Annotated in this window: 23 protein-coding genes; 8 read left to right on the plus strand and 15 right to left on the minus strand. The window is 74.2% G+C overall.

The annotated features are described in order from the left end of the window. The first annotated feature begins 48 nt into the window (after positions 1–48). Positions 49–2082, plus strand: coding sequence for a DHA2 family efflux MFS transporter permease subunit (locus ACIRQ9_RS06415; protein ID WP_404167752.1), 2034 nt, complete (start codon positions 49–51; stop codon positions 2080–2082). Here the strand turns inward: ACIRQ9_RS06415 and ACIRQ9_RS06420 are convergent. Continuing rightward, entirely contained in the window at positions 2075–2572 is a 498-nt protein-coding gene (locus tag ACIRQ9_RS06420; protein WP_404167754.1) for a GNAT family N-acetyltransferase, read from the minus strand. The two genes, ACIRQ9_RS06415 and ACIRQ9_RS06420, sit on opposite strands and share 8 nt — an antisense overlap. Positions 2573–2723: 151 nt before the next feature. On the opposite strand from ACIRQ9_RS06420, the gene ACIRQ9_RS06425 reads away from it, so the two are divergent. Both ACIRQ9_RS06425 and ACIRQ9_RS06430 read left to right on the plus strand, forming a co-directional pair. Next, complete coding sequence (locus ACIRQ9_RS06425; RefSeq protein WP_404167755.1) at positions 2724–3380, plus strand: hypothetical protein; 657 nt, start codon at positions 2724–2726, stop codon at positions 3378–3380. A gap of 5 nt (positions 3381–3385) precedes the next feature. Next, on the plus strand, positions 3386–4102 hold the full coding sequence (locus ACIRQ9_RS06430; RefSeq protein ID WP_404167757.1) for a hypothetical protein: 717 nt from the start codon (positions 3386–3388) through the stop codon (positions 4100–4102). On the opposite strand, the gene ACIRQ9_RS06435 is transcribed toward ACIRQ9_RS06430, so the two are convergent. After that, entirely contained in the window at positions 4091–4525 is a 435-nt protein-coding gene (locus ACIRQ9_RS06435; RefSeq protein ID WP_404167759.1) for a DUF1992 domain-containing protein, read from the minus strand. The genes ACIRQ9_RS06430 and ACIRQ9_RS06435 overlap by 12 nt on opposite strands. A 91-nt stretch (positions 4526–4616) precedes the next feature. Between ACIRQ9_RS06435 and ACIRQ9_RS06440 the strand changes: the two genes are divergently transcribed. Beyond that, entirely contained in the window at positions 4617–5006 is a 390-nt protein-coding gene (locus ACIRQ9_RS06440) for a hypothetical protein (RefSeq protein ID WP_404167761.1), read from the plus strand. 19 nt (positions 5007–5025) lie between these two features. Here ACIRQ9_RS06440 and ACIRQ9_RS06445 read toward each other — a convergent pair whose 3' ends face one another. The 3 genes from ACIRQ9_RS06445 to ACIRQ9_RS06455 form a co-directional block, all read right to left on the minus strand. Beyond that, positions 5026–5697 carry an O-methyltransferase gene (locus ACIRQ9_RS06445; RefSeq protein ID WP_404167763.1) on the minus strand — a complete coding sequence of 224 codons (672 nt, stop codon included), beginning with the start codon at positions 5695–5697 and terminating at the stop codon, positions 5026–5028. Between the two features lie 109 nt (positions 5698–5806). Further along, a complete protein-coding gene (gene proP, locus ACIRQ9_RS06450) occupies positions 5807–7264 on the minus strand; it encodes a glycine betaine/L-proline transporter ProP (protein ID WP_404167765.1) in 1458 nt (485 codons plus the stop codon). Positions 7265–7687: 423 nt separating this feature from the next. Continuing rightward, positions 7688–8857 (minus strand): steroid 3-ketoacyl-CoA thiolase, encoded by a 1170-nt coding sequence (locus ACIRQ9_RS06455; RefSeq protein WP_362169934.1) that lies wholly within the window; start codon positions 8855–8857, stop codon positions 7688–7690. 273 nt (positions 8858–9130) lie between these two features. On the opposite strand from ACIRQ9_RS06455, the gene ACIRQ9_RS06460 reads away from it, so the two are divergent. Beyond that, on the plus strand, positions 9131–10366 hold the full coding sequence (locus ACIRQ9_RS06460; RefSeq protein WP_404167767.1) for a cytochrome P450: 1236 nt from the start codon (positions 9131–9133) through the stop codon (positions 10364–10366). Between the two features lie 119 nt (positions 10367–10485). On the opposite strand, the gene ACIRQ9_RS06465 is transcribed toward ACIRQ9_RS06460, so the two are convergent. From ACIRQ9_RS06465 to ACIRQ9_RS06495, 7 genes are all read right to left on the minus strand, one after another. Further along, positions 10486–11172 carry a YoaK family protein gene (locus tag ACIRQ9_RS06465; RefSeq protein ID WP_404167769.1) on the minus strand — a complete coding sequence of 229 codons (687 nt, stop codon included), beginning with the start codon at positions 11170–11172 and terminating at the stop codon, positions 10486–10488. Between the two features lie 148 nt (positions 11173–11320). Continuing rightward, the gene (locus ACIRQ9_RS06470; protein ID WP_404167771.1) at positions 11321–11734 is read right to left on the minus strand and encodes a transglycosylase SLT domain-containing protein; all 414 of its coding nucleotides are present in this window, start codon (positions 11732–11734) and stop codon (positions 11321–11323) included. Positions 11735–12068: 334 nt separating this feature from the next. Further along, positions 12069–12878: an ECF transporter S component gene (locus ACIRQ9_RS06475; protein WP_404167773.1), complete on the minus strand. Its 810-nt coding sequence runs from the start codon at positions 12876–12878 to the stop codon at positions 12069–12071. Beyond that, positions 12875–14587: an ABC transporter ATP-binding protein gene (locus tag ACIRQ9_RS06480; protein WP_404167775.1), complete on the minus strand. Its 1713-nt coding sequence runs from the start codon at positions 14585–14587 to the stop codon at positions 12875–12877. The genes ACIRQ9_RS06475 and ACIRQ9_RS06480 overlap by 4 nt, the downstream gene beginning before the upstream one ends. Beyond that, positions 14584–15747: an energy-coupling factor transporter transmembrane component T gene (locus ACIRQ9_RS06485; protein ID WP_404167777.1), complete on the minus strand. Its 1164-nt coding sequence runs from the start codon at positions 15745–15747 to the stop codon at positions 14584–14586. Before ACIRQ9_RS06485 ends, ACIRQ9_RS06480 begins: the two co-directional genes overlap by 4 nt. Then, positions 15740–16369: an SCO2322 family protein gene (locus ACIRQ9_RS06490; protein WP_404167779.1), complete on the minus strand. Its 630-nt coding sequence runs from the start codon at positions 16367–16369 to the stop codon at positions 15740–15742. The genes ACIRQ9_RS06485 and ACIRQ9_RS06490 overlap by 8 nt, the downstream gene beginning before the upstream one ends. Further along, positions 16366–17577, minus strand: coding sequence for a prenyltransferase/squalene oxidase repeat-containing protein (locus ACIRQ9_RS06495; RefSeq protein WP_404167781.1), 1212 nt, complete (start codon positions 17575–17577; stop codon positions 16366–16368). Before ACIRQ9_RS06495 ends, ACIRQ9_RS06490 begins: the two co-directional genes overlap by 4 nt. Positions 17578–17906: 329 nt before the next feature. Here ACIRQ9_RS06495 and ACIRQ9_RS06500 point away from each other — a divergent pair, with 329 nt between their 5' ends. Then, positions 17907–18554, plus strand: a complete 648-nt coding sequence (locus tag ACIRQ9_RS06500) for a phosphotransferase family protein (RefSeq protein ID WP_404167783.1) — start codon at positions 17907–17909, stop codon at positions 18552–18554. A 67-nt stretch (positions 18555–18621) separates the two neighbouring features. Here the strand turns inward: ACIRQ9_RS06500 and ACIRQ9_RS06505 are convergent, their stop codons facing one another. Continuing rightward, the gene (locus ACIRQ9_RS06505) at positions 18622–19695 is read right to left on the minus strand and encodes a hypothetical protein (RefSeq protein ID WP_404167785.1); all 1074 of its coding nucleotides are present in this window, start codon (positions 19693–19695) and stop codon (positions 18622–18624) included. 283 nt (positions 19696–19978) lie between these two features. Here ACIRQ9_RS06505 and ACIRQ9_RS06510 point away from each other — a divergent pair, with 283 nt between their 5' ends. After that, positions 19979–20560, plus strand: a complete 582-nt coding sequence (locus tag ACIRQ9_RS06510) for an XRE family transcriptional regulator (protein ID WP_404167787.1) — start codon at positions 19979–19981, stop codon at positions 20558–20560. An 18-nt stretch (positions 20561–20578) separates the two neighbouring features. Here ACIRQ9_RS06510 and ACIRQ9_RS06515 read toward each other — a convergent pair whose 3' ends face one another. Then, positions 20579–21658 (minus strand): MBL fold metallo-hydrolase, encoded by a 1080-nt coding sequence (locus tag ACIRQ9_RS06515; protein ID WP_404167789.1) that lies wholly within the window; start codon positions 21656–21658, stop codon positions 20579–20581. A 132-nt stretch (positions 21659–21790) separates the two neighbouring features. Further along, entirely contained in the window at positions 21791–22027 is a 237-nt protein-coding gene (locus ACIRQ9_RS06520) for a hypothetical protein (protein WP_404167791.1), read from the minus strand. A 126-nt stretch (positions 22028–22153) separates the two neighbouring features. Here ACIRQ9_RS06520 and ACIRQ9_RS06525 point away from each other — a divergent pair, with 126 nt between their 5' ends. Beyond that, on the plus strand, positions 22154–23611 hold the full coding sequence (locus ACIRQ9_RS06525; protein WP_404167793.1) for an aldehyde dehydrogenase: 1458 nt from the start codon (positions 22154–22156) through the stop codon (positions 23609–23611). Positions 23612–23615: the final 4 nt, after the last annotated feature.

The raw sequence follows: 23615 nt of genomic DNA on the forward strand, positions 1-23615 counted from the left end.
AGACACCGTCCACGATGGAAGACGGCTGAGAGCACCCGGGAGGTCTTCATGGCCCTGGACACGACGCACACCCAGGCGAGGGACGCGGAGCACGTACCCGGCAACGTGCTCGTCCCGATCGGCGCACTGCTGCTCGGCCTGCTGCTGGCCGCACTGGACCAGACCATCGTGTCCACCGCGCTGCCGACGATCGTCAGCGACCTGGGCGGTCTCGAGCACCTGTCGTGGGTGGTCACCGCCTACCTGCTGGCCTCCACGGCCGCCACCCCGCTGTGGGGCAAGCTCGGGGACCAGTACGGGCGCAAGCGGCTCTTCCAGGCCGCGATCGTCATCTTCCTCGTCGGGTCGGCGCTGTGCGGGACGGCCCGGGGCATGGGCGAGCTGATCGCCTTCCGCGCGCTGCAGGGACTGGGCGGCGGCGGGCTCATCGTGCTGTCGATGGCGATCGTCGGCGACCTCGTGCCGCCGCGTGACCGCGGTCGCTACCAGGGCCTGTTCGGCGCCGTGTTCGGCACCACCAGCGTGCTGGGACCCCTGCTCGGGGGAGTGCTCACCGAGCATCTGAGCTGGCGCTGGGTGTTCTACGTCAACCTGCCGCTCGGCCTGGTCGCGCTCGCCGTGATCGCGGTGGCGCTGCGCATCCCGCGCAGGTCGGACCACCACCGGATCGACTACCTCGGCACCGCGCTGATCGCCGCCGTCGCCACCTGCCTGGTGCTGGTGGCCTCACTGGGCGGGACGACCTGGCGCTGGGGCTCGCCGCAGCTCATCGGGCTGGTGGTGCTCGGAGTGCTGCTCGCCGTCGTCTTCGTGGCCGTCGAACGGCGGGCCGCGGAACCCGTGCTGCCGCTGAAGCTCTTCGGCATCCGCACCTTCACGCTCGCCGCCGTGATCAGCTTCATCGTCGGTTTCGCCATGTTCGGCGCGATGACCTACCTGCCGACGTTCCTCCAGGTCGTGCACGGCATCTCGCCGACCCTGTCCGGTGTGCACATGCTGCCGATGGTGATCGGCCTGCTGCTGTCGTCCACCGTGTCCGGCCAGATCGTCAGCCACACGGGCCGGTGGAAGGTGTTCCCGATCGCCGGCACCGCCGTCACCACCTTCGGGCTGCTGCTGCTCCACCGGCTCGACGAACACAGCTCGACGCCGGAGATGAGCGCCTACTTCTTCGTCTTCGGCCTCGGCCTCGGCCTGGTCATGCAGGTACTGGTGCTGATCGTGCAGAACTCCGTCTCCTACGAGGACCTCGGCGTCGCCACCTCCGGCGCGACCTTCTTCCGCTCCATCGGCGCCTCCTTCGGCGTGGCGATCTTCGGGTCGGTCTTCGCGAGCCGCCTCGCAGGCAAGCTCGCCGACGCCTTCTCGGGCGTGCGCCTGCCGGGCGGTGCCACCACGGACACCCTCAAGGCCGACCCGCGCGGCATCGCCGCCCTGCCGCCCGCGCTGCGCCCGGCGGCCCTGCACGCCTACGCGTCCTCGATCACCGACGTCTTCCTGTACGCCGCTCCGGTCGCCGCCCTCGGTTTCGTCCTGGCCTGGTTCCTCAAGGAGGACCGGCTGCGCGGCTCGGTCACCGCGCCGGACGTCTCGGAGACCATCCCGCCCAATCCCGTGCAGCGGTCGTCGTACGACGAGTGCTGCCGGGCGCTGTCGCTGCTCGGCACCAGGGCGGGCCGCCGCGAGATCTACCGGAAGATCAACGAGCGGGCCGGTGAGGACCTGCTGCCCGCGGCCGGCTGGCTGCTGCTGCGGATCCGCAGGTACGGCTCGGTCGAGCCGGGGCGGCTCGCCGAACGGGGAGCCGTCCCGATGACCGTCGTCCTTGAGGGCGCCCGCCAGCTGGAGGAGCGGCACCTCGTGGACCGGCTGGGCCTGGACCTCACCCTGACCGGGCAGGGCCGCGCGACCGCCGAACGGCTCGCCAGGGCACGGGAGGAGTCGCTGGCCGAGCTGCTCGGCGACTGGTGGACCCCGGACCGCCCCACCGACCTGGACCGCCTGGTGCGCGACCTGACCGACGGACTGTGCGGCGCCGAACGCGAGCAGCCCCAGAACCCCGCGTCCCGGCAGGTCAGTTGACGAGTTCCTTGCGGAACCAGTGCTCGGCGTACACGTCGTCGTTGTGCGCGGCCGTCTCCGTGTAGCCGAGCCGTGCGTACAGGGCGCGGGCCTCGACGAGATCGCCGCGGGTGTCCAGCACGATCCGCCCGGCGCCGAGCGCGCGGGCCGCGTCCTCGGCCGCCGCGACGAGGAGGGCCGCACCGCCCCGGCCGCGCAGCCCCTCGTGCACGAAGACCCGGGTGAGTTCGGCGGTGGCCGGGTCCAGGAGCCGTACGCCCGCACTGCCGGCCGGCGCACCGCCGTACCGGGCGATCAGCAACCGCCCCGAGGGCGGCGCGAGTTCGGAACCCGGCCGGGCGGCGATCTCGCGTTCCAGCTCGTCCGGGTCGGTGCGCCGGGCCTGGTGGCGCAGGTACCAACGGTCGCTGACCTCCGTGTAGTACGCCCGCCACAGGGCGGCGGCGACGGGTGAGCCGGGGTGCTCCGGAGTGATCGTCCAGGTGGTCATGGACGGCAGTCTCGGACAGGTCACGGGGGTTCGCGCAACCCGCTTCCCGGCGGATCCGGTCCGGCCGCGGGATTCCGGCTGTTTGCGGGGCGCCGTCCGGGTCACCCGGAGAACGAGCCGGCCCGTCGGGCCGAGACACCGGAAGGCAACCATGTCCACAGGCTTGATCATCGCAATTGTGATCGTGGCCGCCGTGGTCGTCGTCGCGGCCCTGTTGGCCGCACGCTCCAGGAGCAGCGGCCCGCACGGTCTGAAGCAGCGTTTCGGGCCCGAGTACGAGCGGGTCGTGGCCGAGCACGGCGGCGACACCAAGGCGGCCGAGCAGGAGCTCACCGAGCGGGTCCGGCGCCACGGCGACCTGCGGGAGCGTCCGCTGGACGAGGCCGAGCGCGAGGCCTTCGCGGCCCGCTGGACGACCGCGCAGGAGCATTTCGTCGAGTCGCCGCGGGAGTCCGTGAGCGAGGCCGACCGGCTGCTCGCCGAGGTCGCGGCGGCCCGCGGCTTCCCGGCCGGCGCGGAGTACGACGACCAGGTCGCGGCACTGTCCGTGCACCACGCCGACCACGTCGACGGCTACCGCCGGGTCCACCGTGCCGCCCAGGCCCCCGTACGCGAGGACCAGCAGAGCCAGGCGGCCACCGAGGAGATGCGCACGGCCATGATCGAGGCCCGCTCCCTCTTCGACGACCTGGTCACCTCGTCGGCCGGCGGTACCGGCCGACGCCACCGCGCCGGTGTCGGTGCCGACACCGGCAGCCATCCTCACCTGCCCCGGTCCACCGACCGGACCCGTCCGAAGGAGAGCTGACCGACATGACCGACGCGAGGACAGGGAACGACCGCCAGTCCATGAGCGGCGACATACGTCCCGGCGACGACGCGGTGCCGGGGAGCGAGGACCGCACGGGCGAGACGGCGGCCGGCCGCCGCGATCCCTCCGCCGCGAGGACCGCCGCCGGGCGCGAGGACGTCGCGGCGGGCCGCACGGACGGTCTGGAGGAGCCCCCCAGGCAGGCGGTCCTAGTGGCCGGCGACGGTCCGGGCCACTCCCCGGAGAAGGCGCCCACCGGCCGCCGGACCCCCGACGAGGCCCGGGACGTCACCAAGGCCGAGGACCACCGGCCGACGGCCGCGCAGGGCGACCGGGCCGTGCAGGGCGACCGGACCGCACAGGCTGACCGGGCCGCGCAGGGCGACCGGACCGCACAGGGCGACCGGGCCGTGAACGGCGACCGGGCCGCGCACGGCGAGCCGCTGATGGCGAAGGAGGAGTGCGGGCAGCTGGAACAGCGCCTGCAGCACGCGGTCACCGAGTTCGTCGACGAGCCGCGCGCCGCCGTGGAGGAGGCCGACCGCGCCCTCGAGGAACTCAGCGCCCGCTTCACCGAGGCCGTCGACCGGCGTCGGCGCACCCTGCGCGGCAGCTGGCAGGAGACCGACCGGGACCGCCCCGGCACGGCCGACACCGAACAGCTCCGGCTGGCCCTGCGCGACTACCGCGAACTGGCCGACCGGCTGCTACACATCTGAGCCCCCGTCCCCGTCCCCCGCCGCCGTCCGGCGCTCCCGCCACTCCAGTACGACCGCTTCGACGTCGTACGGCTTCTTGCCGAGCGGGGGTCCGGGCGGCGGCTTGAACATCATGTCCCGGATCTTCGCGTTGACCTCGGTGAGGATGCTCCGGACGATCCGCTCGGAGGGAGCCGCGTAGGCCGCCGCCAGCGCGTCCTCGGCCTCCTTGCGCAGCGCGAGGGCCGGCGGCAGCATCGCCAGGCCCTCGCGGGCCATCTTCCGCTTGACCCACCACAGTTCGTCGTACGACGTCTCCAGCTCGGCCGGCAACGGCCGCCCCGCACCGGTGAGTCGGTCGAACTCACCGCGCTGCTGCGCGTCACGGATCTGCTTGTCGACCCAGGACTCGAACGGTACCCCGGGTGGCTTTCGCTCGGTCATGACTTCATTGTGCCGGACGCGGCCGCGCCGGGCGTTTTATCATGCGCCGGAGATCCAGGAACGATCCAGGAACCGCGCAGGGGGAAAGCACGTGCTCGAACTCACCATGGCCTCCGTGTCCGGGGACGCGGGCGAAACGGCCGGCATGCTCATGGCCGACGCGCCCAGCGAACCGGGCGCCGTGCTGCGAGTGGGGCGCGACGCCTCCGTCTGCCGCCTCGCGACCCCCGACGACTGGCTGTTCGTCTCCCGGGTGCACCTGGAGTTCCGGTGCGGGCCCGAGGGCGGCTGGCAGGTCACCTGGCTGCGCGGCTCGCAGGCCGAACCGTCCTCCGAGGTCCTGCTGACCGTCGGCGAGTACGCCCAGGCCATCGGGTACGGCATCTCGGTCGCGCTGCCCCGGGGCGGCTCCGGCGAGATCGTCGTCCGGGACCGCACCGCCCCGCGCAGCGTCAACGTGGGCTTCTACCACGAGGCTTGAGAACCGCCCCGGTCCGGACCTAGGCCAGGACCCGGGCCAGGGCGAAGCCGTCGTAGCCCTTGCTGCCGACCGTCTGGATCGCCGTACCGCTCAGCCTCGGGTGGGTGGCGATCAGTTCGATCGCGGCACGGGTGCCGACCACGTCCGGTGCGCTGCTCCCCTCGTCGATCACCCGTCCCTCGCGCACCACGTTGTCGAGGACGATCAGGCTGCCGGCGCGGGTGAGCCGCAGCGCCCATTCCACGTAGTGCGGGTTGTTGGCCTTGTCGGCGTCGATGAAGACCAGGTCGAAGGGGGCCGGGTTCTCGTCGGCGAGCTTGGGCAGCGACTCCAGGGCCGGGCCGACCCGCACCTCGACGATGCGCTCCAGTCCGGCGCGGGCGATGTTGCGCACCGCCACCTCGGCGTGCCGGGCGCTGTACTCCAGCGAGATCAGCCTGCCGTCGGCGGGCAGGGCACGGGCCAGCCAGATCGTGCTGTAGCCGCCGAGCGTGCCGATCTCCAGGATGTTCCGGGCGTCCTGGATCTGCGCGAGGAGCTGCAGGAGCTTGCCCTGGCCGGGCGTCACGCCGATGGGCGGGAGGTCGCCGGCCTCGCTCTCGCGCAGGGCCGCCTGGAGCACCTCGTCGTCCGGTGAGAGCCGGCTGGTGAAGTAGAAGTCGACGTCGTCCCACAGCTGAGAGCCGCTCATGCGTCCGCTGCCTTTCCGATGTCCGTAACTGCCCGCTGACAGCTATCTGCCTAGCACTACCGAGACGGTGGACGACCAGATGACCCACCGCCCCGGTACCGTACGGAACTCAGCCGATCGGCGCACGGGTCCGGGCCGACGGGCCACCGACCGCACCGGCTCCGCTCCCCGGCGCCGGACTGCTCTGGCCGGGTGCTTCGACGGACGGCGGCGAACCGGGCAGGGGCCTGCCCGCCGTCTCCTTCATCCGCCAGGCCGCGAAGCCGCCGATGACCGCCGCCGCCATCATGTAGTACGCGGGCATCATCATGTCGCCGGTCGCGCCGATCAGCGCGGTCACCACCAGCGGGGTCGTGCCGCCGAACAGGGACACCGAGACGTTGAAGCCGATGGACAGGGAGCCGTAGCGGACCCGGGTCGGGAACAGGGCCGGGAGCGCCGCCGGCATCGCCGCCGTGAAGCAGACCAGCAGCAGGCCCAGGGCGGCCATGCCGAGGCCGACCGCGACCAGGCTGCCCTGGCGGATCAGCAGCAGCGCCGGGACGGAGAGGAGCAGGAAGCCCGCGCAGCCCGCCGCGATCACCGGACGGCGGCCGACCCGGTCGGTCAGCGCGCCGGCGAACGGCTGGACGATCATCATCAGGGTCATGACGGCGAGGACCACCAGCAGACCGTGCGTCTCGTCGTACTTCAGCTCGCTCGTCAGGTAGCTCGGCATGTACGACAGCAGCATGTAGTCCGTGACGTTGAAGACCAGGACCAGGGCCACGCACAGCAGCAGGGACCGCCACTGGCCGGTGATCATCGCGCGGAGGGGGACCTTCGGGCGGGCGGACTCCGCCTTCTCGACCTCGGCGGCGAAGGCCGGGGTCTCCTCCAGGCGCATCCGCAGGTAGAGGCCGATGACGCCCATCGGGCCCGCGATCAGGAACGGGACGCGCCAGCCCCAGGAGGTGAGGTCGCCGTCGGAGAGCAGGGCCGTCATCAGGGTGACCAGGCCCGCGCCGCCGATGTAGCCGGCCAGCGTGCCGAACTCCAGCCAGCTGCCGAAGAAGCCGCGCCTCTTGTCCGGCGCGTACTCGGCGATGAACGTGGACGCGCCCGCGTACTCGCCGCCGGTGGAGAAGCCCTGCACCAGACGGGCGGCGAGCAGCAGGATCGGGGCGCCGACGCCGATCGTCGCGTACGAGGGGATCAGGCCGATCGCGAAGGTGCCGGCCGCCATCATGATCATGGTGACGGCGAGGACCTTCTGGCGGCCCACGCGGTCGCCGAGCGGGCCGAAGACCATGCCGCCGAGCGGGCGGACCAGGAAGGCCGCGGCGAAGGCGCCGAACGTGGACAGCAGCTGGGCGGTCGGGTTGCCGGACGGGAAGAAGACCTTGCCCAGCGTCACCGCGATGTAGCTGTAGACGCCGAAGTCGAACCACTCCATGGCGTTGCCGAGCGCGGCCGCCTTCACGGCGCGCCTGACCAGCGCGGGGTCGGTGACGGTCGGCGCGGGTGCGGCGGCCCTGCGGGGGCCGGGGACCGGGACGGACGGGGTGACGGCTGGGGCGGTCGCCAAAACGGGGCTCGCCTACCTTTCGACGGGGACAGGGGCGTGGCCCGTGCGGCGCCGGACGGGTCGGAAAGCGACGATAGGGGGCTTTGGGCCGGTTACGTCGCGTACACGCATCCGTGCAGTGTGCAGCTGAACGCGGTGTATGCAGGCACGTATGCCCGTTCCGGCGCAGGTGTGCGGGCCGCCCATTGTGATCCTTCTCGCGCCCCGCGGGCGCAACCGGACGGGCTGCCGCCCGTGGACCCGGCGCCGCCGGCTGCGCCGGCAGGCCCTCGGTCCCGCGCCGACGGGCCGGGCCGGACGTTCCTTGCCTGCCCGGCCCGTCGGCGGTTCCGGGGCGACCGCGTCGGGCGGGGCGGCCCACCCGCTCCGGGCCGCCCCGCCGGCGCGCCGCGGCGGGCCCCGGACCGGCCGGGGCGCGGGCCGCTACAGCCGCTGGAGGATCGTCCCGGTGGCCAGGCCGCCGCCCGCGCACATGGTCACCAGGGCGAACTCCTTGTCCGTGCGTTCCAGTTCGTGCAGGGCCGTGGTGATCAGGCGGGCGCCCGTGGCTCCCACCGGGTGGCCGAGCGCGATGGCGCCGCCGTTGACGTTGACCTTGTCCAGGCTCTGTTCGAAGACCTGGGCCCAGCTCAGCACCACCGACGCGAACGCCTCGTTGATCTCGACCAGGTCGATGTCCGCGAGGGTCATGCCGGCCTTGCCGAGTACGGCCCGGGTCGCGTCGATCGGTCCGTCGAGGTGGAAGTGCGGATCGGCGCCGACCAGGGCCTGGGCGACGATCCGGGCCCGCGGGCGCAGCTTCAGGGCGCGGGCCATCCGCTTCGACGCCCACATGACGGCCGCGGCGCCGTCGGAGATCTGCGAGGAGTTGCCCGCGGTGTGGACGGCGGTCGGCATCACCGGCTTCAGCCCGGCGAGCGCCTCCGGTGACGTGTCGCGCAGGCCCTCGTCCCTGTCGACCAGGCGCCACATGCCCTGCCCGGCGTGCTGCTCCTCCTCCGTCGTCGGCACCTGCACGGCGTAGGTCTCCCGCTTGAAGCGCTCCTCGGCCCAGGCGTGCGCCGCCCGCTCCTGCGAGAGCAGTCCGAGCGCGTCGACGTCGTCCCTGCTCAGGCCGCGGTGGCGGGCGATGCGTTCGGCGGCCTCGAACTGGTTGGGCAGGTCGACGTTCCACTCGTCGGGGAAGGGCTTGCCCGGTCCGTGCTTGGAGCCGGAGCCCAGCGGCACCCGCGACATGGCCTCCACGCCGCAGCTGATCCCGACGTCGATGACCCCGGCGGCGATCATGTTCGCGGTCATGTGGGCGGCCTGCTGCGAGGAGCCGCACTGGCAGTCGACGGTCGTGGCCGCGGTCTCGTACGGCAGTCCTACGGTCAGCCAGGCCGTGCGCGCGGGGTTCATGGACTGCTCTCCGGCGTGGGTCACCGTGCCGCCGACGATCTGCTCGACGCAGTCGGCGGGGATGCCGGTGCGGCCGAGGAGTTCACGGTAGGTCTCGCCCAGGAGATAGGCGGGATGCAGGTTGGCGAGCGCGCCGCCGCGCCTGCCGATGGGGGTGCGTACGGCTTCGACGATCACGGGTTCCGCGGCCATGGGGGCTCGGTCCTCTCCTCGGTCGCCCGCGCGGCGCAGGGGCGTCCCGGCCCGGCCCGCCACGCAGAACTAGAACGCGTACTAGTTCTGTGTGCAGTCTGCTGACAGGCCGTCCGCAACCGCAAGAGGGGTGCACGCAATTGGGGCGACCGTGCCCCTTGCTACTTGTAGAACCCGTTACTACCTTCACCGGCAACCAGTGCGTTCTGATGGTCCGTCAGAATGTGCCGGAGTGCCTCTGTCCAGGTTCGTCCACGGTGGGAGTGAGTCGCCATGCCCTGTCCCGCGCTGCCCGACGGGTTCGACCTCACCGACCCCGATCTGCTCCATCGGCGGGTGCCGCTGCCGGAGTTCGCCGAGCTGCGCCGGGCGGAACCGGTCCGCTGGATCGAGCAGCCGCACGGCCTCGCCGGTTTCGCGGACGACGGCTACTGGGCCGTCACCCGGCACGCGGACGTCAAGTACGTCTCCACGCACCCGGAACTCTTCTCGTCCTGGCTCAACACGGCGATCATCCGTTTCACCGAGCACATCCCGCGGGACGCGATCGACGCCCAGCGGCTGATCCTGCTGAACATGGACCCGCCCGAGCACACCCGGGTCCGCCAGATCGTCCAGCGCGGCTTCACGCCCCGCTCCATCCGCGCCCTGGAGGACCGGCTGCGCGCCCGCGCCCTGGCCATCACCGACGCGGCCCGCGCCCACTCGGGACCCTTCGACTTCGTCACCGAGGTCGCCTGCGAGCTCCCCCTCCAGGCGATCGCCGAACTGATCGGCATCCCCCAGGACGACCGGGCCAAGATCTTCGACTGGTCCAACAGGATGATCTCGTACGACGACCCGGAGTACGCGATCACCGAGGAGGTGGGCGCCGAGTCGGCCACCGAACTGATCGCCTACGCGATGAACATGGCCGCCGACCGCAAGCGGTGCCCGGCCGCGGACATCGTCTCCACGCTGGTGGCCGCCGAGGACGAGGGCAACCTGAACTCCGACGAGTTCGGCTTCTTCGTGCTCATGCTCGCGGTCGCCGGGAACGAGACCACCCGCAACGCCATCACCCACGGCATGCACGCCTTCCTCACCCACCCCGAGGCCTGGGACCTCTACAAGCGCGAGCGGCCCTCGACCGCCGCCGAGGAGATCGTCCGCTGGGCCACCCCGGTCAACTCCTTCCAGCGCACCGCCACCCAGGACACCGAGCTGGGCGGCAGGCTGATCCGCAAGGGCGACCGGGTCGGCGTCTTCTACGCCTCGGCCAACCACGACCCCGAGGTCTTCACCGACCCCGACACCTTCGACATCACCCGCGACCCCAACCCCCACCTCGGCTTCGGCGGCGGCGGACCGCACTACTGCCTGGGCAAGTCCCTCGCGGTGCTGGAGATCGACCTGATCTTCCACGCGATAGCCGACGCGATGCCCGGCCTGCGGCTGGTCGGCGACCCGGACCGGCTGCGCTCCGCGTGGATCAACGGGGTGAAGCACCTGCGGGTCACCACGGCGTGACCCCCCGACCCGGGCCGACGGCTCCCGGCGCCGCCGGCCCGCCCCGAGGGAGGCAGGAGCACACCTCTCCTACGCCCCGTTCCTGCCTCCCCCGAGACGCCGGCAGCCGCACCCGCCCCTCACTCCCGCCCGGAGGTCACCACCGCCAGCACTCCGGAGACCGCCGCCGCGACGAGCAGGGGAACGCCGAGGCCGTGGTGCAGGACCAGCCAGGCGCCCAGGACCGCGCCCGCGATCAGCGCGAGGACCGCGGCCACCCGGCGCGGTGAGCGCGGCCGGGTGGCGTCGCCGAGGTGCGACTCGGCCACCAGGCCGGTCAGGGTCGTCGTCAGGACCGTGGTCGCCGTCAGGTCGGTGATGCCGAGCTTGCGGACGTTCGCGTTGCGCAGCCCCATCGCGAAGGCGGTCAGCCCGATCAGGGTGTACGTCGTCGCCGTCCCGCCGGTCCGGGTCAGCGCCACCACGGCCGCCGCGGCCACCAGGACCGCCTCGGCCGCCAGCGCCACCCGCATCCAGCGTCTGCGGGAGCCGCCGCCGAACCGGGCCGCGACCCGGCCGCCCGTGGCGGCGCCCAGCAGGAAGGCGGCCAGGGAGGCCGCCGAGTGCGGGACGGAGAAGCCGGGCGCCCCGGCCGCCGCGAAGCCGAGGACCACCACGTTGCCGGTCATGTTCGCGGTGAAGACGTGACCGAGGCCGAGATAGCTGACGGCGTCGATCATGCCGCTCAGCACGGTCAGGGCCAGCAGCACGAAGACCAGCCGCACACCGCGGGTGCCGGGCTCGCGGGTCGGTGTCGCCGTGGGCATCGCACCTCCGGTGGGGTCTGCGCCGGGCCGGGCGGCCGGGGCCCGTGTGCTCCCGGACATCAGTGCACCACGTCCGGACACACGTCGGCACCCTCGCCCGGGAGGAGGGGGCGAGGGTGCCGGGATGCGGGGGAGCGGGGCGGCCGGCTCAGTACCAGCCGTTGGCCTGCCAGAAGCTCCAGGCGGCCGTCGGGCTGCCGTAGCGGGAGTTCATGTAGTCCAGGCCCCACTTGATCTGGGTGGCCGGGTTCGTCTTCCAGTCGGTGCCGGCGGACGCCATCTTCGAGCCCGGCAGCGCCTGGACCAGGCCGTAGGCGCCGGAGGAGCTGTTGGAGGCGCTGGGGTTCCAGCCGCTCTCGTGCGAGACGATCTTGCTGAAGGCGGCGAACTGTGCGGCGTCCGGGATCATCTTGTGGGCGATCGCCTGGGCGGAGGAGGCCGAGCCGGTGGCGGCCTGGGCGGGCGCCGCGCTCAGTGCCATACCGGCGGTGGCGGCGGCCACGGCGGCGGCGGTGAGGACCTTCTTCGGGGAGGCGACGCGGCGGATCACGGACACGGACACGGAGAACCTCGTTCGTCGGGGACAGGGGGCCGCCGTGCTCCGGAACCACCCGCGGGCGGTGACCGGGTGCGTCGGCTCCGCGGCCCGGTGGGGCCGGTGGTGCCTGGCGACGTCGTCCAGAGAAGCAGCCCGCGAACCCGTCCGCAATCACCCCTTTTACTAGTTGTGGTCGCATACGAGCATGTCGGCACCCGTGTGACGTGGCTCTCGAAGCGCAGGTCGAAGGCCTGGCGAACCGGACATAAGGGAAAGGTCGGGCTACGATCCGGGATCGTAGGTGACCTGGGTCATGTGGGGTGCTTCACCGGCCGCGTCACCGGCTGCGTACGACGCCTCACGCGCCGGGGTCGTCGAAGGCGACCGCGATCTCGAAGGCGGCCCGCCGGGTCGCCCGGCGCAGCGCCCGCAGCAGCGCCGGCCCCAGGACGAGGGTGAGCACCACCGTGCACAGCGCCCGGCCCAGGTTCCAGCCCATCGCGGTGGCCAGGCTGTAGGCGAGGAACCGGGCCAGGTTGGCGGCGGGCCCGGCGTCCGGGTCGAAGGCGATGTTCGAGGCGGTGCCGGACAGCAGCGGCCAGCCGGCCAGGTCCACGACCATGCCGTAGCCGAACGCGGCCAGGAAGCCGTAGGCCGCCAGCAGCACCGTTTCGGCGCGCCCGCGCAGCCGGCCGGTCCCCGGCAGCAGCCCGGCACCCATCGTGAACCAGCCCATCGCCAGCATCTGGAACGGCAGCCACGGCCCCACCCCGCCGGTGAGCAGCGCCGACGCGAACATGGTGAGCGAGCCGAGGACGAACCCGAAGCCCGGCCCCAGCACCCGCCCGCTGAGCACCATCAGGAAGAACATCGGCTCGATCCCGGCGGTGCCCGCGCCGATCGGCCGCAGCGCGGCGCCCGTCGCGGCCAGCACACCGAGCATGGCGACCGCCTTCGGGCCGAGCCCCGACTCGGAGATCGTCGCCCCCAGCACGGCGACCAGCAGGAGCAGCAGGCCCGCGAAGAGCCAGGGCGCGTCCTGGGCGTGCGAGGTGATCCGGGAGCCGGGCGGGGCGAGGAAGGGCCAGCCGACGGCGACCGCGCCGACGGCGCTGACGAGGAGCAGGGCGGCCAGCGAACGGGGGCCGAGGCGCACCGGGCCGGTCATGCCAGCGCCTCCCGCACCTGGGCCACGGTCAGCCACCGCTGGGGGGCGAGGATCTTCGTCACCTGCGGTGCGAAGGACGGCGAGGCCACCACGATGTCGTCCGTCGGCCCGTCCGCGATCACCTCGCCCTCCGCGAGCAGCACGACCCGGTGCGCGATCTCCGCGGCCAGCTCCACGTCGTGGGTGGCCAGCACGATCGCGTGGCCCTCGGCGGCGAGCCCGCGCAACACGCCGACCAGCCGCGCCTTCGCCGCGTAGTCAAGGCCCCGGGTCGGCTCGTCCAGCAGGAGCAGCGGCGGCCGGGCGGTCAGCACCACGGCCAGCGCCAGCGCCAGCCGCTGCCCCTCGGAGAGATCACGGGGATGGGTGTCGTCCCCGACCCCGGGAAGCAGCCCGGACACCAGCGCACGGCAGGTCCCCGGCGCCGCCGCGGCGTCCCGGTCGGCAGCCGCGCACTCGGCGCCGACGGTGTCGGCGTACAGCAGGTCACGGGGTTCCTGCGGGACCAGTCCTACCAGGCGCACGAGGTCGCGCGGGCGGGTGCGGTGCGGTGTCGCGCCGCCGACCCGGACCGTCCCGGCCGTCGGCTCCACCACCCCGACCAGGGCGCCCAGCAGCGTGGACTTGCCGGCGCCGTTGCGGCCCATGAGGGCGACGGTCTCACCGGGCGCGACGCTGAGAGCGACGTCGCGCAGCGCGTCCACCCGGTCCCGGCGGACGGCGAGCGAGCGGACCTCGGCCAGCGGCGCGACGCCGGACCCGGACACCGCCTTCGCCCCGGCGGGCCTTCGGACACCGGTTTGCCGCCGCGCCGCACCGGAGGCGGCGTCGACGGTCCCGGTTCCGCTCTCCTCGGGGGCGGCGGCGGCCGGGGTGCGCCGGGCCGGGATCCGGCCGTCGAGCCGCTCCCGCAGCCCGGCCGCCCGGCGCCGGGCGTCGCGGACGGTCATCGGCAGCGGCGACCAGCCGGCCAGCCGCCCCAGCTCCACCACCGGCGGAGACACCGGCGACACGGCCATCACCTCGGCGGGCGTCCCGCACACCGGCACGGCCCCGGGCCCCGGAAGCAGCACCACCCGGTCGGCGTACTGCACCACCCGCTCCAGCCGGTGCTCGGCCAGGAACACCGTGGTCCCCAGGTCGTGCACCAGCCTTTGCAGCACGGCCAGCACCTCCTCGGCGGCGGCCGGGTCGAGCGCGGACGTCGGCTCGTCGAGGACCAGGACCCGCGGATGCGGGGTGAGCACCGACCCGATCGCGACCCGCTGCCGCTGTCCGCCGGAGAGCGTGGCGATCGCCCGGTCCCGCAGCCCGTCCAGCCCGAGCAGATCGAGGGTCTCCTCCACCCGCCGCCGCATCACGGCCGGAGCGATCCCGAGCGACTCCATCCCGTAGGCGAGTTCGTCCTCCACCGTGGCGGTCACGAAGTGCGCGAGCGGATCCTGGCCCACCGTGCCGACGACGTCGGCGAGTTCGCGCGGCTTGTGCGTGCGGGTGTCCCGCCCCGCGACCGTCACCCGGCCGCGCAGGGTGCCCCCGGTGAAGTGCGGCACCAGTCCGCTCACGGAGTTCAGGATGGTCGACTTGCCGGTACCGGACGGGCCGACCAGCAGGACGAGTTCGCCCTCCGGCACCTCCAGGTCGACACCGCGGACGGCCGGTCCTGCGGCGCCCTCGTACGTCACCGAGACGTCCTCGAAACGGATCACGACGGCTCCTTCGGTACGACCAGGGCGGGCAGCAGGCCGAGCAGCACGGCGGCCGCCGGCCACAGCGGAAGCGTGGGGGCGACCAGCGGTACGACTCCGGGGTGCAGGGCGTCCGGATCCCGCGCCGCGGCCAGCGCCAGCAGTCCGGCGACGGCCGCGCCCGACCCGGACACCAGCCAGGCCCTGAGGTCCCAGGGATCAGGCCGGTAGCGGGTGCGCAGCGAACGCCGGCCGCCGAGCCGCAGCCCCGCCAGCGCGGCGCCCGCCCCCGCGGGCAGCAGGAACAGCCCGTAGCCGCCGCCATCGGCGGTGAGCAGCGCGTACGTTCCCGCGCACACCCCGAGCAGCCCGCCGAGGGTCAGCGCGGCCGTCGTACGGCGGACCCGGTCCGGTACGTCGGCGCTGCGGCCGTACCCGCGCGCGTCCATCGCGGCGGCGAGGGCCACCGAACGCTCCAACGCGCCCTCCAGGACCGGCAGTCCGACCTGGAGCAGGCCCCGCACCCCGGAGTCGGGGCGGCCCCGCAGCCGGCGCGCGGCACGCAGCCGTTGCACGTCGGCGATCAGGTTCGGCGCGAAGGTGAGGGCGACGACCACGGCCACGCCCAGCTCGTACAGGGCGCCGGGCAGCGACTTGAGCAGTCGGGCCGGGTCGGCGAGGGCGTTCGCGGCGCCGACGCAGATCAGCAGCGTGGCGATCCGCAGCCCGTCGTAGAGGGCGAAGACCAGGGCCTCGGCGCTCACCCGGCCGCCGAGCCGGATGCCCTGCGCCCAGTGGGGGAGCGGGATCTCGGGGAGGGTGACGAGCGTGTGCGAGCCGGGCACGGGGGAGCCGAGGAGGACGGTGAAGGCGAGCCTGACCAGCAGGACGGCGACGGCGAGCCTGGCGAAGGCGGCGTAGGAACGGGCCCCCCGCGTCCGGCTCCGGCAGACGGCGACGACGTAGCCGGTGACCGCGACGAGCAGGCCGAGCAGGAGCGGATTGCCCGTCCGGGAGGCGGCCACCCCGAGCGACAGCGCCCAGAGCCACCAGGCACCGGGATGCAGGCCGCGCGGACGCCGGGACCGGGGAACGGGCGGCTTCAGCCGTGCCCGGTCACGGGGTGCGTCCCGAAGCGGCCGGACGCCGTTCGCGGCCGGGCGACCGTCCCGGTCACCCATCCCGGCGCCGCCGCGCCTGCCAGAAGGCGCCCGCGGCGACCACCACGACCACGCCCGCCCCGGCCAGCAGTCCCACGGACGGCCCGCTCCCGGACGAGCCGCCGGCGGGCGAGGCGCCGCCGGCCGCCACCTGCTCCCCGCAGCCCTTCGCGGGATACCCGCCGATCGCGCAGAGCAGCGCGTTCGTGTCGTACCGCAGCGGCTTGGCCACCGCCGCCAGCGCGTCCGCGGCCGTCGCGTCCCGCGCCACCACCGCGCACGCGGTCCGCCGGGCCGGCGGCCGCTCGGCGGACGGCGCGTCCGCCGCCGTACCGAAGTCGAGAACCAGTCCCACGCGCTTCTTCCCCGCCGCGGCGGGGACGGCGGCGCAGATCGTCGCGAAGTCCGCCGCCCCGCGGGGCCGCGACGCGTCGCCCGAGTCCTCGCTCACCGCGAACCGGTACCCCTCCACCGCGCCGTCGTCCGGTCGCGCGGTGGCGGGGCCCTGCGTCGCGTACGTCCACCGCGCGCCGTCCCGCTCCCAGAAGGACCAGTAGCGGTACCCGGCGGCCTGCGCCGGCGCGGCCGCCGACAGGACCAGCGCGGCGACGGCGAGCAGCGCCGCACGGCGGACGGCGGTCACGGCTGCCGCTGCTTCCGGCGTCCGCTGAGCAGGAAGCCGATGCCGATGCCGGCGACCAGCCCGGTACCGACGATCCACCAGAGCGCGGCGCCCGACGACTTCTTCTTCTCCGCCTTCTCACCGGTGCGGGCGGCCTCGGGGGCGGGGCCGGTCGCGGCGAGCGCCGCCACCAGGTCCGTCCCGCCGAAGTCGCTGGGGTCCGCGCCCATCGCGTGCGCCGCGAAGATCAGCTCCGCGTAGGCCGCGGGCCCGCTCTGCTTCGCCCACGGCGCGGCATGCGCCTCCAGCCAGGCGTACGGCCGCTGCGCGGACCCGGTCGAGCCCTGCGCGGCCATGGCCACGACCGCGTCGGCGGTGTTGCCGTAGTCCGGCTGCGCCGTGGCGCCGGCGAGCGCGGAGAGCAGGTACCCCTTGGCGTGCGTGGCCTGCGCCAGGTACGCGGCGCCGTTGCGGGCCACGTCCGCCGGTGCGGGCGTGCCGCCGAGGCCTGCGCAGGCGGGAGCGTCCGCCGCCGCCTTGCCCGCGGTCGTCACGAACCCCTTGCCGAGGACGCCGAGCACCCCGGCCGCGGTCGCGTCCGCGTTGGCCGCGAGTCCGCCCTTCTTGTCCGGCTGGTAGGCGAGCGCGCCGCCGCCGTCCTCGCCGCACGGGACCGACCACTTGGCGAGCAGGCCGCCGGCCGCCTTGTCCGGGCTCTCACCGGCCGCGGTGAGCGCGCCGGTCACCACGGCCGTGGAGTTGGTGTCGCTGGGCGAGCCCGGCGTGTACCCCCAGCCGCCGTCCTTGTTGCGCTGTGCCTTCAGCCAGGTCAGGGCCTTGCCGACGGCGTCGTCGTGGCCGCCGAGCGCGGTCAGCGCCTGGACGGCGGCGGCCGTGCTGTTCGTGTCGACGGGCACCTTCGGGCCGCAGGCCGCGGCCGGCTCGGCGCGGAACGCCGCGTACGCGCCGTTCGCGCACTGCTGCCCGGTCAGCCAGTCCACCGCCTTCGCGGCCGGCGTCACCCCCACCGTGTGCTGGGCGAGCAGGGCCAGCGACTGGCGCCAGACACCGTCGTACTGAGGGTCCGTACGGCCGAACAGTCCCGACGGGAGCACCGCGGAGGCGGACGGGGACGGGGCGTCGGCGGCCGTCGCGGTGACGGCGGGCGTGGCGGCGCCGATGACGGCGGTGGCGGCCAGCACCGCTGCGCTGCGGCGGAGGACGGTCATGATCGGCGGGTGCCTCTCCCTGCGGGGAGCCGGGCAGCGCGGGACGACCCGGCGGCTCGGCTCCGTGAACCTCGGTGCCGTGCGCCGACGGGTGACGGCGCACCTGAGCCGATCAACGTCCCGCGCGGGGTGGTCCGGCCCACCGCCGGTGCGGCGGTCAACGGACGGTGATGTCCCCGGTCCGGGCGGAGCCGAGGCCGGGGAGGGGATGGCGCCGGGTTTGCACCGGCTTTCCCCCGTACGGGTGATGACGACCCGGCTACCTTACCGGCCGCCCATCCGGGGCCGGGGGGCGGCCGTGCGCCGGAGCGGCTGGATAGGGTCCTGCCATGACGGGGAGACTGCTCGGTTCCGGGCGTTCGGCCGACGTGTACGAGATCGACGAGGCCTGGGTGCTGCGCCGGGACCGGCACGGCTGGGGGGACGCGGCCGCCGAGGGCGCGGTGATGGCCCACGTGGGCCGGCACGGGTATCCGGTGCCGGGGGTGCGGGCCTCCGGGTCCCGTACCGACCTGGTCATGGAGCGGCTGTCCGGGCCCACCCTGCTGGCGGCGCTGCGGGCGGGGGAGACCGGACCCGCGGCGGGCGGCGCGCTGCTCGCCTCGCTGCTGCGGCGGCTGCACGCCGTGCCGGGGCGGGACCCGGCCGACCCCGGCGCGCGCGTCCTGCACCTGGACCTGCATCCCGGCAACGTGATGCTGACCCCCGACGGGCCGCGGGTCATCGACTGGACCGACGCCGAGGACGGGCCGCCCGCGCTGGACTGGGCGATGTCCGCGGTGATCCTCGCCCAGGTCGCGGCGGGCGGCCTGCCGATGGCCGGCGACGTGCTCGCGGCCCTCCTCGCGGATCCGGGCGAGCTGACCGACGAGGCACTGGCGGAGGCCCTGCGCCGCCGCACGGCCAACCCGACGACGAGCCGCCACGAGGTCGACCTGCTCGGGGCGGCGGAGAGCCTGATACGAACGCTGCGGTGACCCCGCGCCGGGCCCGCGGCCCCGGCCGCCGGGTACGGGGTCCGCGGCCGGACGCGCCGGGACTCGCTCACCCGTGCAGGTCCGGCACCGTCGGCTGTTCGTCGGGCTGGTCCGGGGCGGCTGCTATCGCCGGGGTGACGCCTGCGGACAGGTGGCGGCCCATGCGGCGCAGGGCGTCGTCGCAGCCGGCGGGGTCCTCGCCGACGGCCACCCAGAGGGCCAGCCGGTCGTCGACGGTGGCGTGCGGGCCGGCGGTGACGTGGTGGCCGGCGTCCCGGGTGAGGATCATGCGGTCGGCGCCGGGCTCCCGGGCCGCCTCGGGGGCGAGCGTCAGACGGTCCAGGCGGCCGGTGGCGGCCGGGTAGGCGAACCGGATCGCGGCCGCCCGCTGCCGGGTCGGCGTGGTGTCCGGCACCTCGCCGGTCGCCAGGGCCGCGGCGACCTGGGCCAGGTCGACGCCGGTGGCCCGCCGGACGAGGAGCGGGATCAGGTCGCCCGGCAGGCACGGGGTGACGTCCGTGACCCGGGGCCCGCGGTCGGTGAGCCGCAGCCCGATGTGCAGCACACCCCGGGTGAGCCCGAGGGCGTGCACCGTGCGGTCGACGGCCAGCCGCAGGAAACGGTTGTGCAGCAGCCCGTCGTGGGCGTGCACCGTGTGCCGCAACGGCTGGCGGGCGGGCGCCGGACCGAGCGTCGTACGGGTGATGGCGACGATGCGGATCTCGCCGTCCAGGACGACGGTCTCGGCGCAGACCCTGGGCGTGCCCGGCTCGTCGACGGGAACCGTGCCGGCGGCGAGCGAGGCACGCAGCACGGCCGGATCGGCGCAGGCGGCCATCGCCCGGGAGGGACCCGGCAGGCCCAGCTGCCCGGCGATCCTGGCGGCGACGGCCGCGTACCCGGCCGACTGGGCCAGCACCCCGCGGACCCGGTGCCGGGCCGCGAACCGCACCACCGCGGACGCCGTCGCGCCGTCCTTGCCCGGATCCGCCGCCAGGTGCCCGGCCAGGCTGGGGCGCGCCCAGCCGGGCGGCGCGGCGTCCACCAGCACCACCGGGCGGGCCGCGGCGATGCGCGTCAGCGCGAACTCGTCGTACGCGCGCCGGCGGCCGGCTCCCAGGAGCAGGACGGGCTGCGGCATCGCTTCGCCTCACCTTCGGGAGGAGGCGGGGCGGCGGGTCGCCCCGGATGCCGCTCCCCCATAGGCGGCACCCGGGGCGGGTCGGTTCGACCGCGGCCAAAGACGTGATCGCCGCCGATCCTTTCTGCCGTGCCGTCAAATGTCAACGATTGCTGCCTCGTTCCGCAGTGACGCTTGTCATGTCTGGTGAGCGGGCGGGGGAGTTCGGTAGCCTCGCGTCTGCCCGGCCGGCCGACCGCCCGGCTGTCCGGCCCGTCGACGACGCGTCTCCTGGGGGACCTTGGTGAGTGACGCCCACACCCCGCTGACCGGCGTTCTGGAACGGCTCGGGGAACTGACCGGACGGCCCGGGCGGCTGTCCGAGGTGCTGGACGTGGCCGATCTGTCCCAGCGCACCGGGATCCCCGTCGGCACCGTCGCCGAACTGCTCGCCGGGGGAGCGGCACCCGAGGCGGAGCTGGCCGAACGCGTACGGCAGCGGCTGGACTTCATCCGCGAGAACCGGCGCCGTCCCGACGGCAAGCGGTACTCGCTGGGCGAGCTCGCTGCGATCGCCGGCACCAGCAGGCAGTGGCTGAGCGAGTGGCGCAAGAGCGGCATGCCGGGCCTCGAACACACCGACCGGCTGCGGCGGTTCTTCGGACTGCCGCCCGGCTTCTTCACCGCCGACGAGCCCGAGGCGCTGTACGAGGCGCTGCAACCGGTGCTCCAGGGGCTGGAGGCGCAGGCCGACCCGCTGTCGCGGCTGCGCGAGAGCGGCCTGGTCCGGCTGGCGGCCCGCGCGCCGCAGATGAACGCGCGGCAGCTCACCACGCTCGCCGACCTCGCGGAGATGCTCATCACCTCCGAGACGGCCGTCCCCTAGGGCCCGCGGGGGCGGCGGTCAGACGGCCAGGTAGGTGACCGGCTCGCTCCCCGGCACCTGCTCCACCAGCCCCCGTTTCACCAGGCGCCGCAGATGCGCCTCCGCCTCGGAGACGGCGATGTTCCGCGAGCCGTACGGGATCTGCTCCCAGGGCCGGTTCCACTCCATGCGCACCGCCACCTGCCAGAGGGTCAGGGGCTCCCGGAGCAGGGCGTGCAGCGCGGTGAGGCGTTGCTCGTGGTGGGCCAGGAGATCCCGGACCCGGGCCGGCGCGTCGGTGAAGGTGTGCTGGTGGGCCGGGAGGACCTCGGCGGGGGCCAGGCGGCCGATCCGTTCCAGGGAGTCGAGGTAGTCCCCGAGGGGGTCGGTGACCGTCGCGTCGTCCGGATCCTCGTACAGGCCGATGTGCGGGGTGATCCCGGGGAGCAGGTGGTCGCCGGAGAACAGGCGTCCGCGGCCGGGCAGCCGGGCCGGGTGCTCCTCCTCCAGGTGCAGGCAGACGTGGCCGGGTGTGTGCCCGGGTGTCCAGACGCCCCGCAGCCGGCGTCCCGGCAGGTCGAGCAGTTCGCCCGGGACGATCTCGCGGTCGGGGAGGGCGGGGGACAGGCCCGGCAGGGAGGTGCGCCGCCGGGGTCCGCCGCGCAGCGGCGCCACGTGCTCCTCGGGCGCGCCGGCGGCCTCCAGCTTGGCCGTCATGTAGGTGTACCACCGCTCCGGCCGGGTCTCCCGGGTCCGCCGCACGATGGCCGCGTCGGCCGCGTGCAGGGCGATCCAGGCCCCGGAGGCCTCCCGCACCCGCCCCGACAGCCCGTGGTGATCGGGGTGGTGGTGGGTGACGACGACCCCGTACACCTCGCCGACGGCCGTGCCGCACGCCGTCAGTCCCGCCGTCAGCACGTCCCACGACCCGGGATCGTCCCATCCGGTGTCGACCAGGACGGGTCCGCGGCCGGTGTCGACGACGTACACCAGGGTGTGGCCCAGCGGGTTGTCCGGGATGGGGACCTCGACGGACCGCACGCCGCCGCCGAGGTCGTGCACGGCCGGCGCCGCCTCCGACGCGGCCGGCTCGTCCTGTCCGCTCCGACTGTTCGCCATTCGTCGCCTCCGCCCCCGCACCGCCGCACGGCCACCGCTCACTATAACTAGAACCGGTTCCACGTCGGATGGCCCGCGGAGAAGTTCACGCGCGGCCGCCGTCGGGCGCCGCGCACGAGCGCACGGTCCCGCTCAGCGGCTCGTGCCGAACAGCCCGTACGCGCGCACGGCGACCCGCGCGACGAACAGGAAGAAGTGCAGGCCCAGCCGGTCCGCCGCCACGGCCAGCAGGACCGCGGCGCCCGCGGCCTTCCCGGCGACCTGACCCCACGCCCGCCGGGGGCGCGATGGCGCCGGCGGTCCGGCGCCTCCCGCCGGCGTGCCGCTGTCCTCCGTGACGGCGCCGTGCGCCTCGGTCTCCCCACCCATGCGCGGACCTTATCGCCGTGGCGCAGACGGCGGCGCCGCCTTTTCGCACCGGCCCCTCTCCCTGGCCAAGTCCAACTAGAACTGGTATCAGTTCTGAGACATCGTCAGGAAGGGTGGTGGGGCGCCGTGACCGAGTTCCTGGAGCATGGGCAGCTGTTCATCGGCGGGGAGTTGACCGACCCTCTGGGCCAGGACGTCATCGAGGTGGTGTCGCCGCACACCGAGGAGGTCTTCGGGCGGGTGCCGCACGCCTCGCGGCAGGACGTGGACCGGGCGGTCGGGATCGCCCGCCGGGCCTTCGACGAAGGGCCCTGGCCCCGGACGAGCCTCGACGAACGGATCGAGGTGGTCACCCGGATCAAGGACGCGATCGCCGTGCGGCACGAGGAGATCGCCCGCGTGATCTCCCGTGAGAACGGTTCGCCGTACTCGTGGAGCGTGCTCGCGCAGGCCCTCGGCGCGATGATGGTGTGGGACGCGGCGATCAGGGTGGCCCGCGACTTCACCCACGAGGAGACCCGCGACGGGGCGCTGGGCAGGATCCTGGTGCGCCGGGAGCCGGTCGGGGTGGTGGCGGCCGTCGTGCCGTGGAACGTGCCGCAGTTCGTCGCCGCCGCCAAGCTCGCTCCCGCGCTGCTGTCCGGCTGCACGGTGGTGCTCAAGCCGTCCCCCGAATCACCGCTGGACGCCTACATCCTCGGCGAGATCACCAGGGAGGCCGGGCTGCCGGACGGTGTCCTGTCCATTCTCCCGGCGGACCGCGAGGTCAGCGAGTACCTGGTCGCGCACCCGGGCGTCGACAAGGTCTCCTTCACCGGGTCGGTCGCGGCCGGCCGGCGGGTCATGGAGGTCGCCGCGCGCAACCTCACCCGGGTCACGCTGGAACTGGGCGGCAAGTCGGCCGCGATCGTCCTGCCGGACGCGGACCTGACCGCCTCCGTCGCCGGGATCGTCCCCGCCGCCTGGATGAACAACGGCCAGGCGTGCGTGGCCCAGACCCGCATCCTCGTCCCGCGCTCCCGCTACGACGAGTTCGCCGACGCCCTCGCGGCCGCGGCGAACGGCCTCAAGGTCGGAGATCCGCTCGACCCGGCCACCCAGGTGGGCCCGCTGGTCGCCCGCCGCCAGCAGCAGCGGAACCTGGACTACATCCGCATCGGCCAGGAGGAGGGCGCCAAGATCCTCGCCGGTGGCGGCCGGCCGCCGGGCCTGGAACGGGGCTGGTACGTCGAGCCCACCCTCTTCGGCGACGTCGACAACTCCATGCGGATCGCCCGCGAGGAGATCTTCGGCCCGGTGATCTGCCTCCTCCCGTACGGCGACGAGTCCGAGGCCCTGAAGATCGCGAACGACTCCGACTACGGCCTGAGCGGCAGCGTCTGGACGGCGGACGTGGCGCACGGCATCGAGGTCGCGCGCCGGGTCCGCACCGGGACCTACTCCGTCAACACCTTCAGCCTCGACATGCTGGGCCCCTTCGGCGGCTACAAGAACTCGGGTCTCGGGCGGGAGTTCGGCCCGGAGGGGTACGGCGAGTTCCTCGAACACAAGATGATCCACCTCCCGGCCGGCTGGGAGGGGTGAGCGG

Source organism: Streptomyces sp. NPDC101237 (assembly GCF_044767465.1).
In the GTDB taxonomy this organism is placed as follows: Bacteria; Actinomycetota; Actinomycetes; order Streptomycetales; family Streptomycetaceae; genus Streptomyces; species Streptomyces gramineus.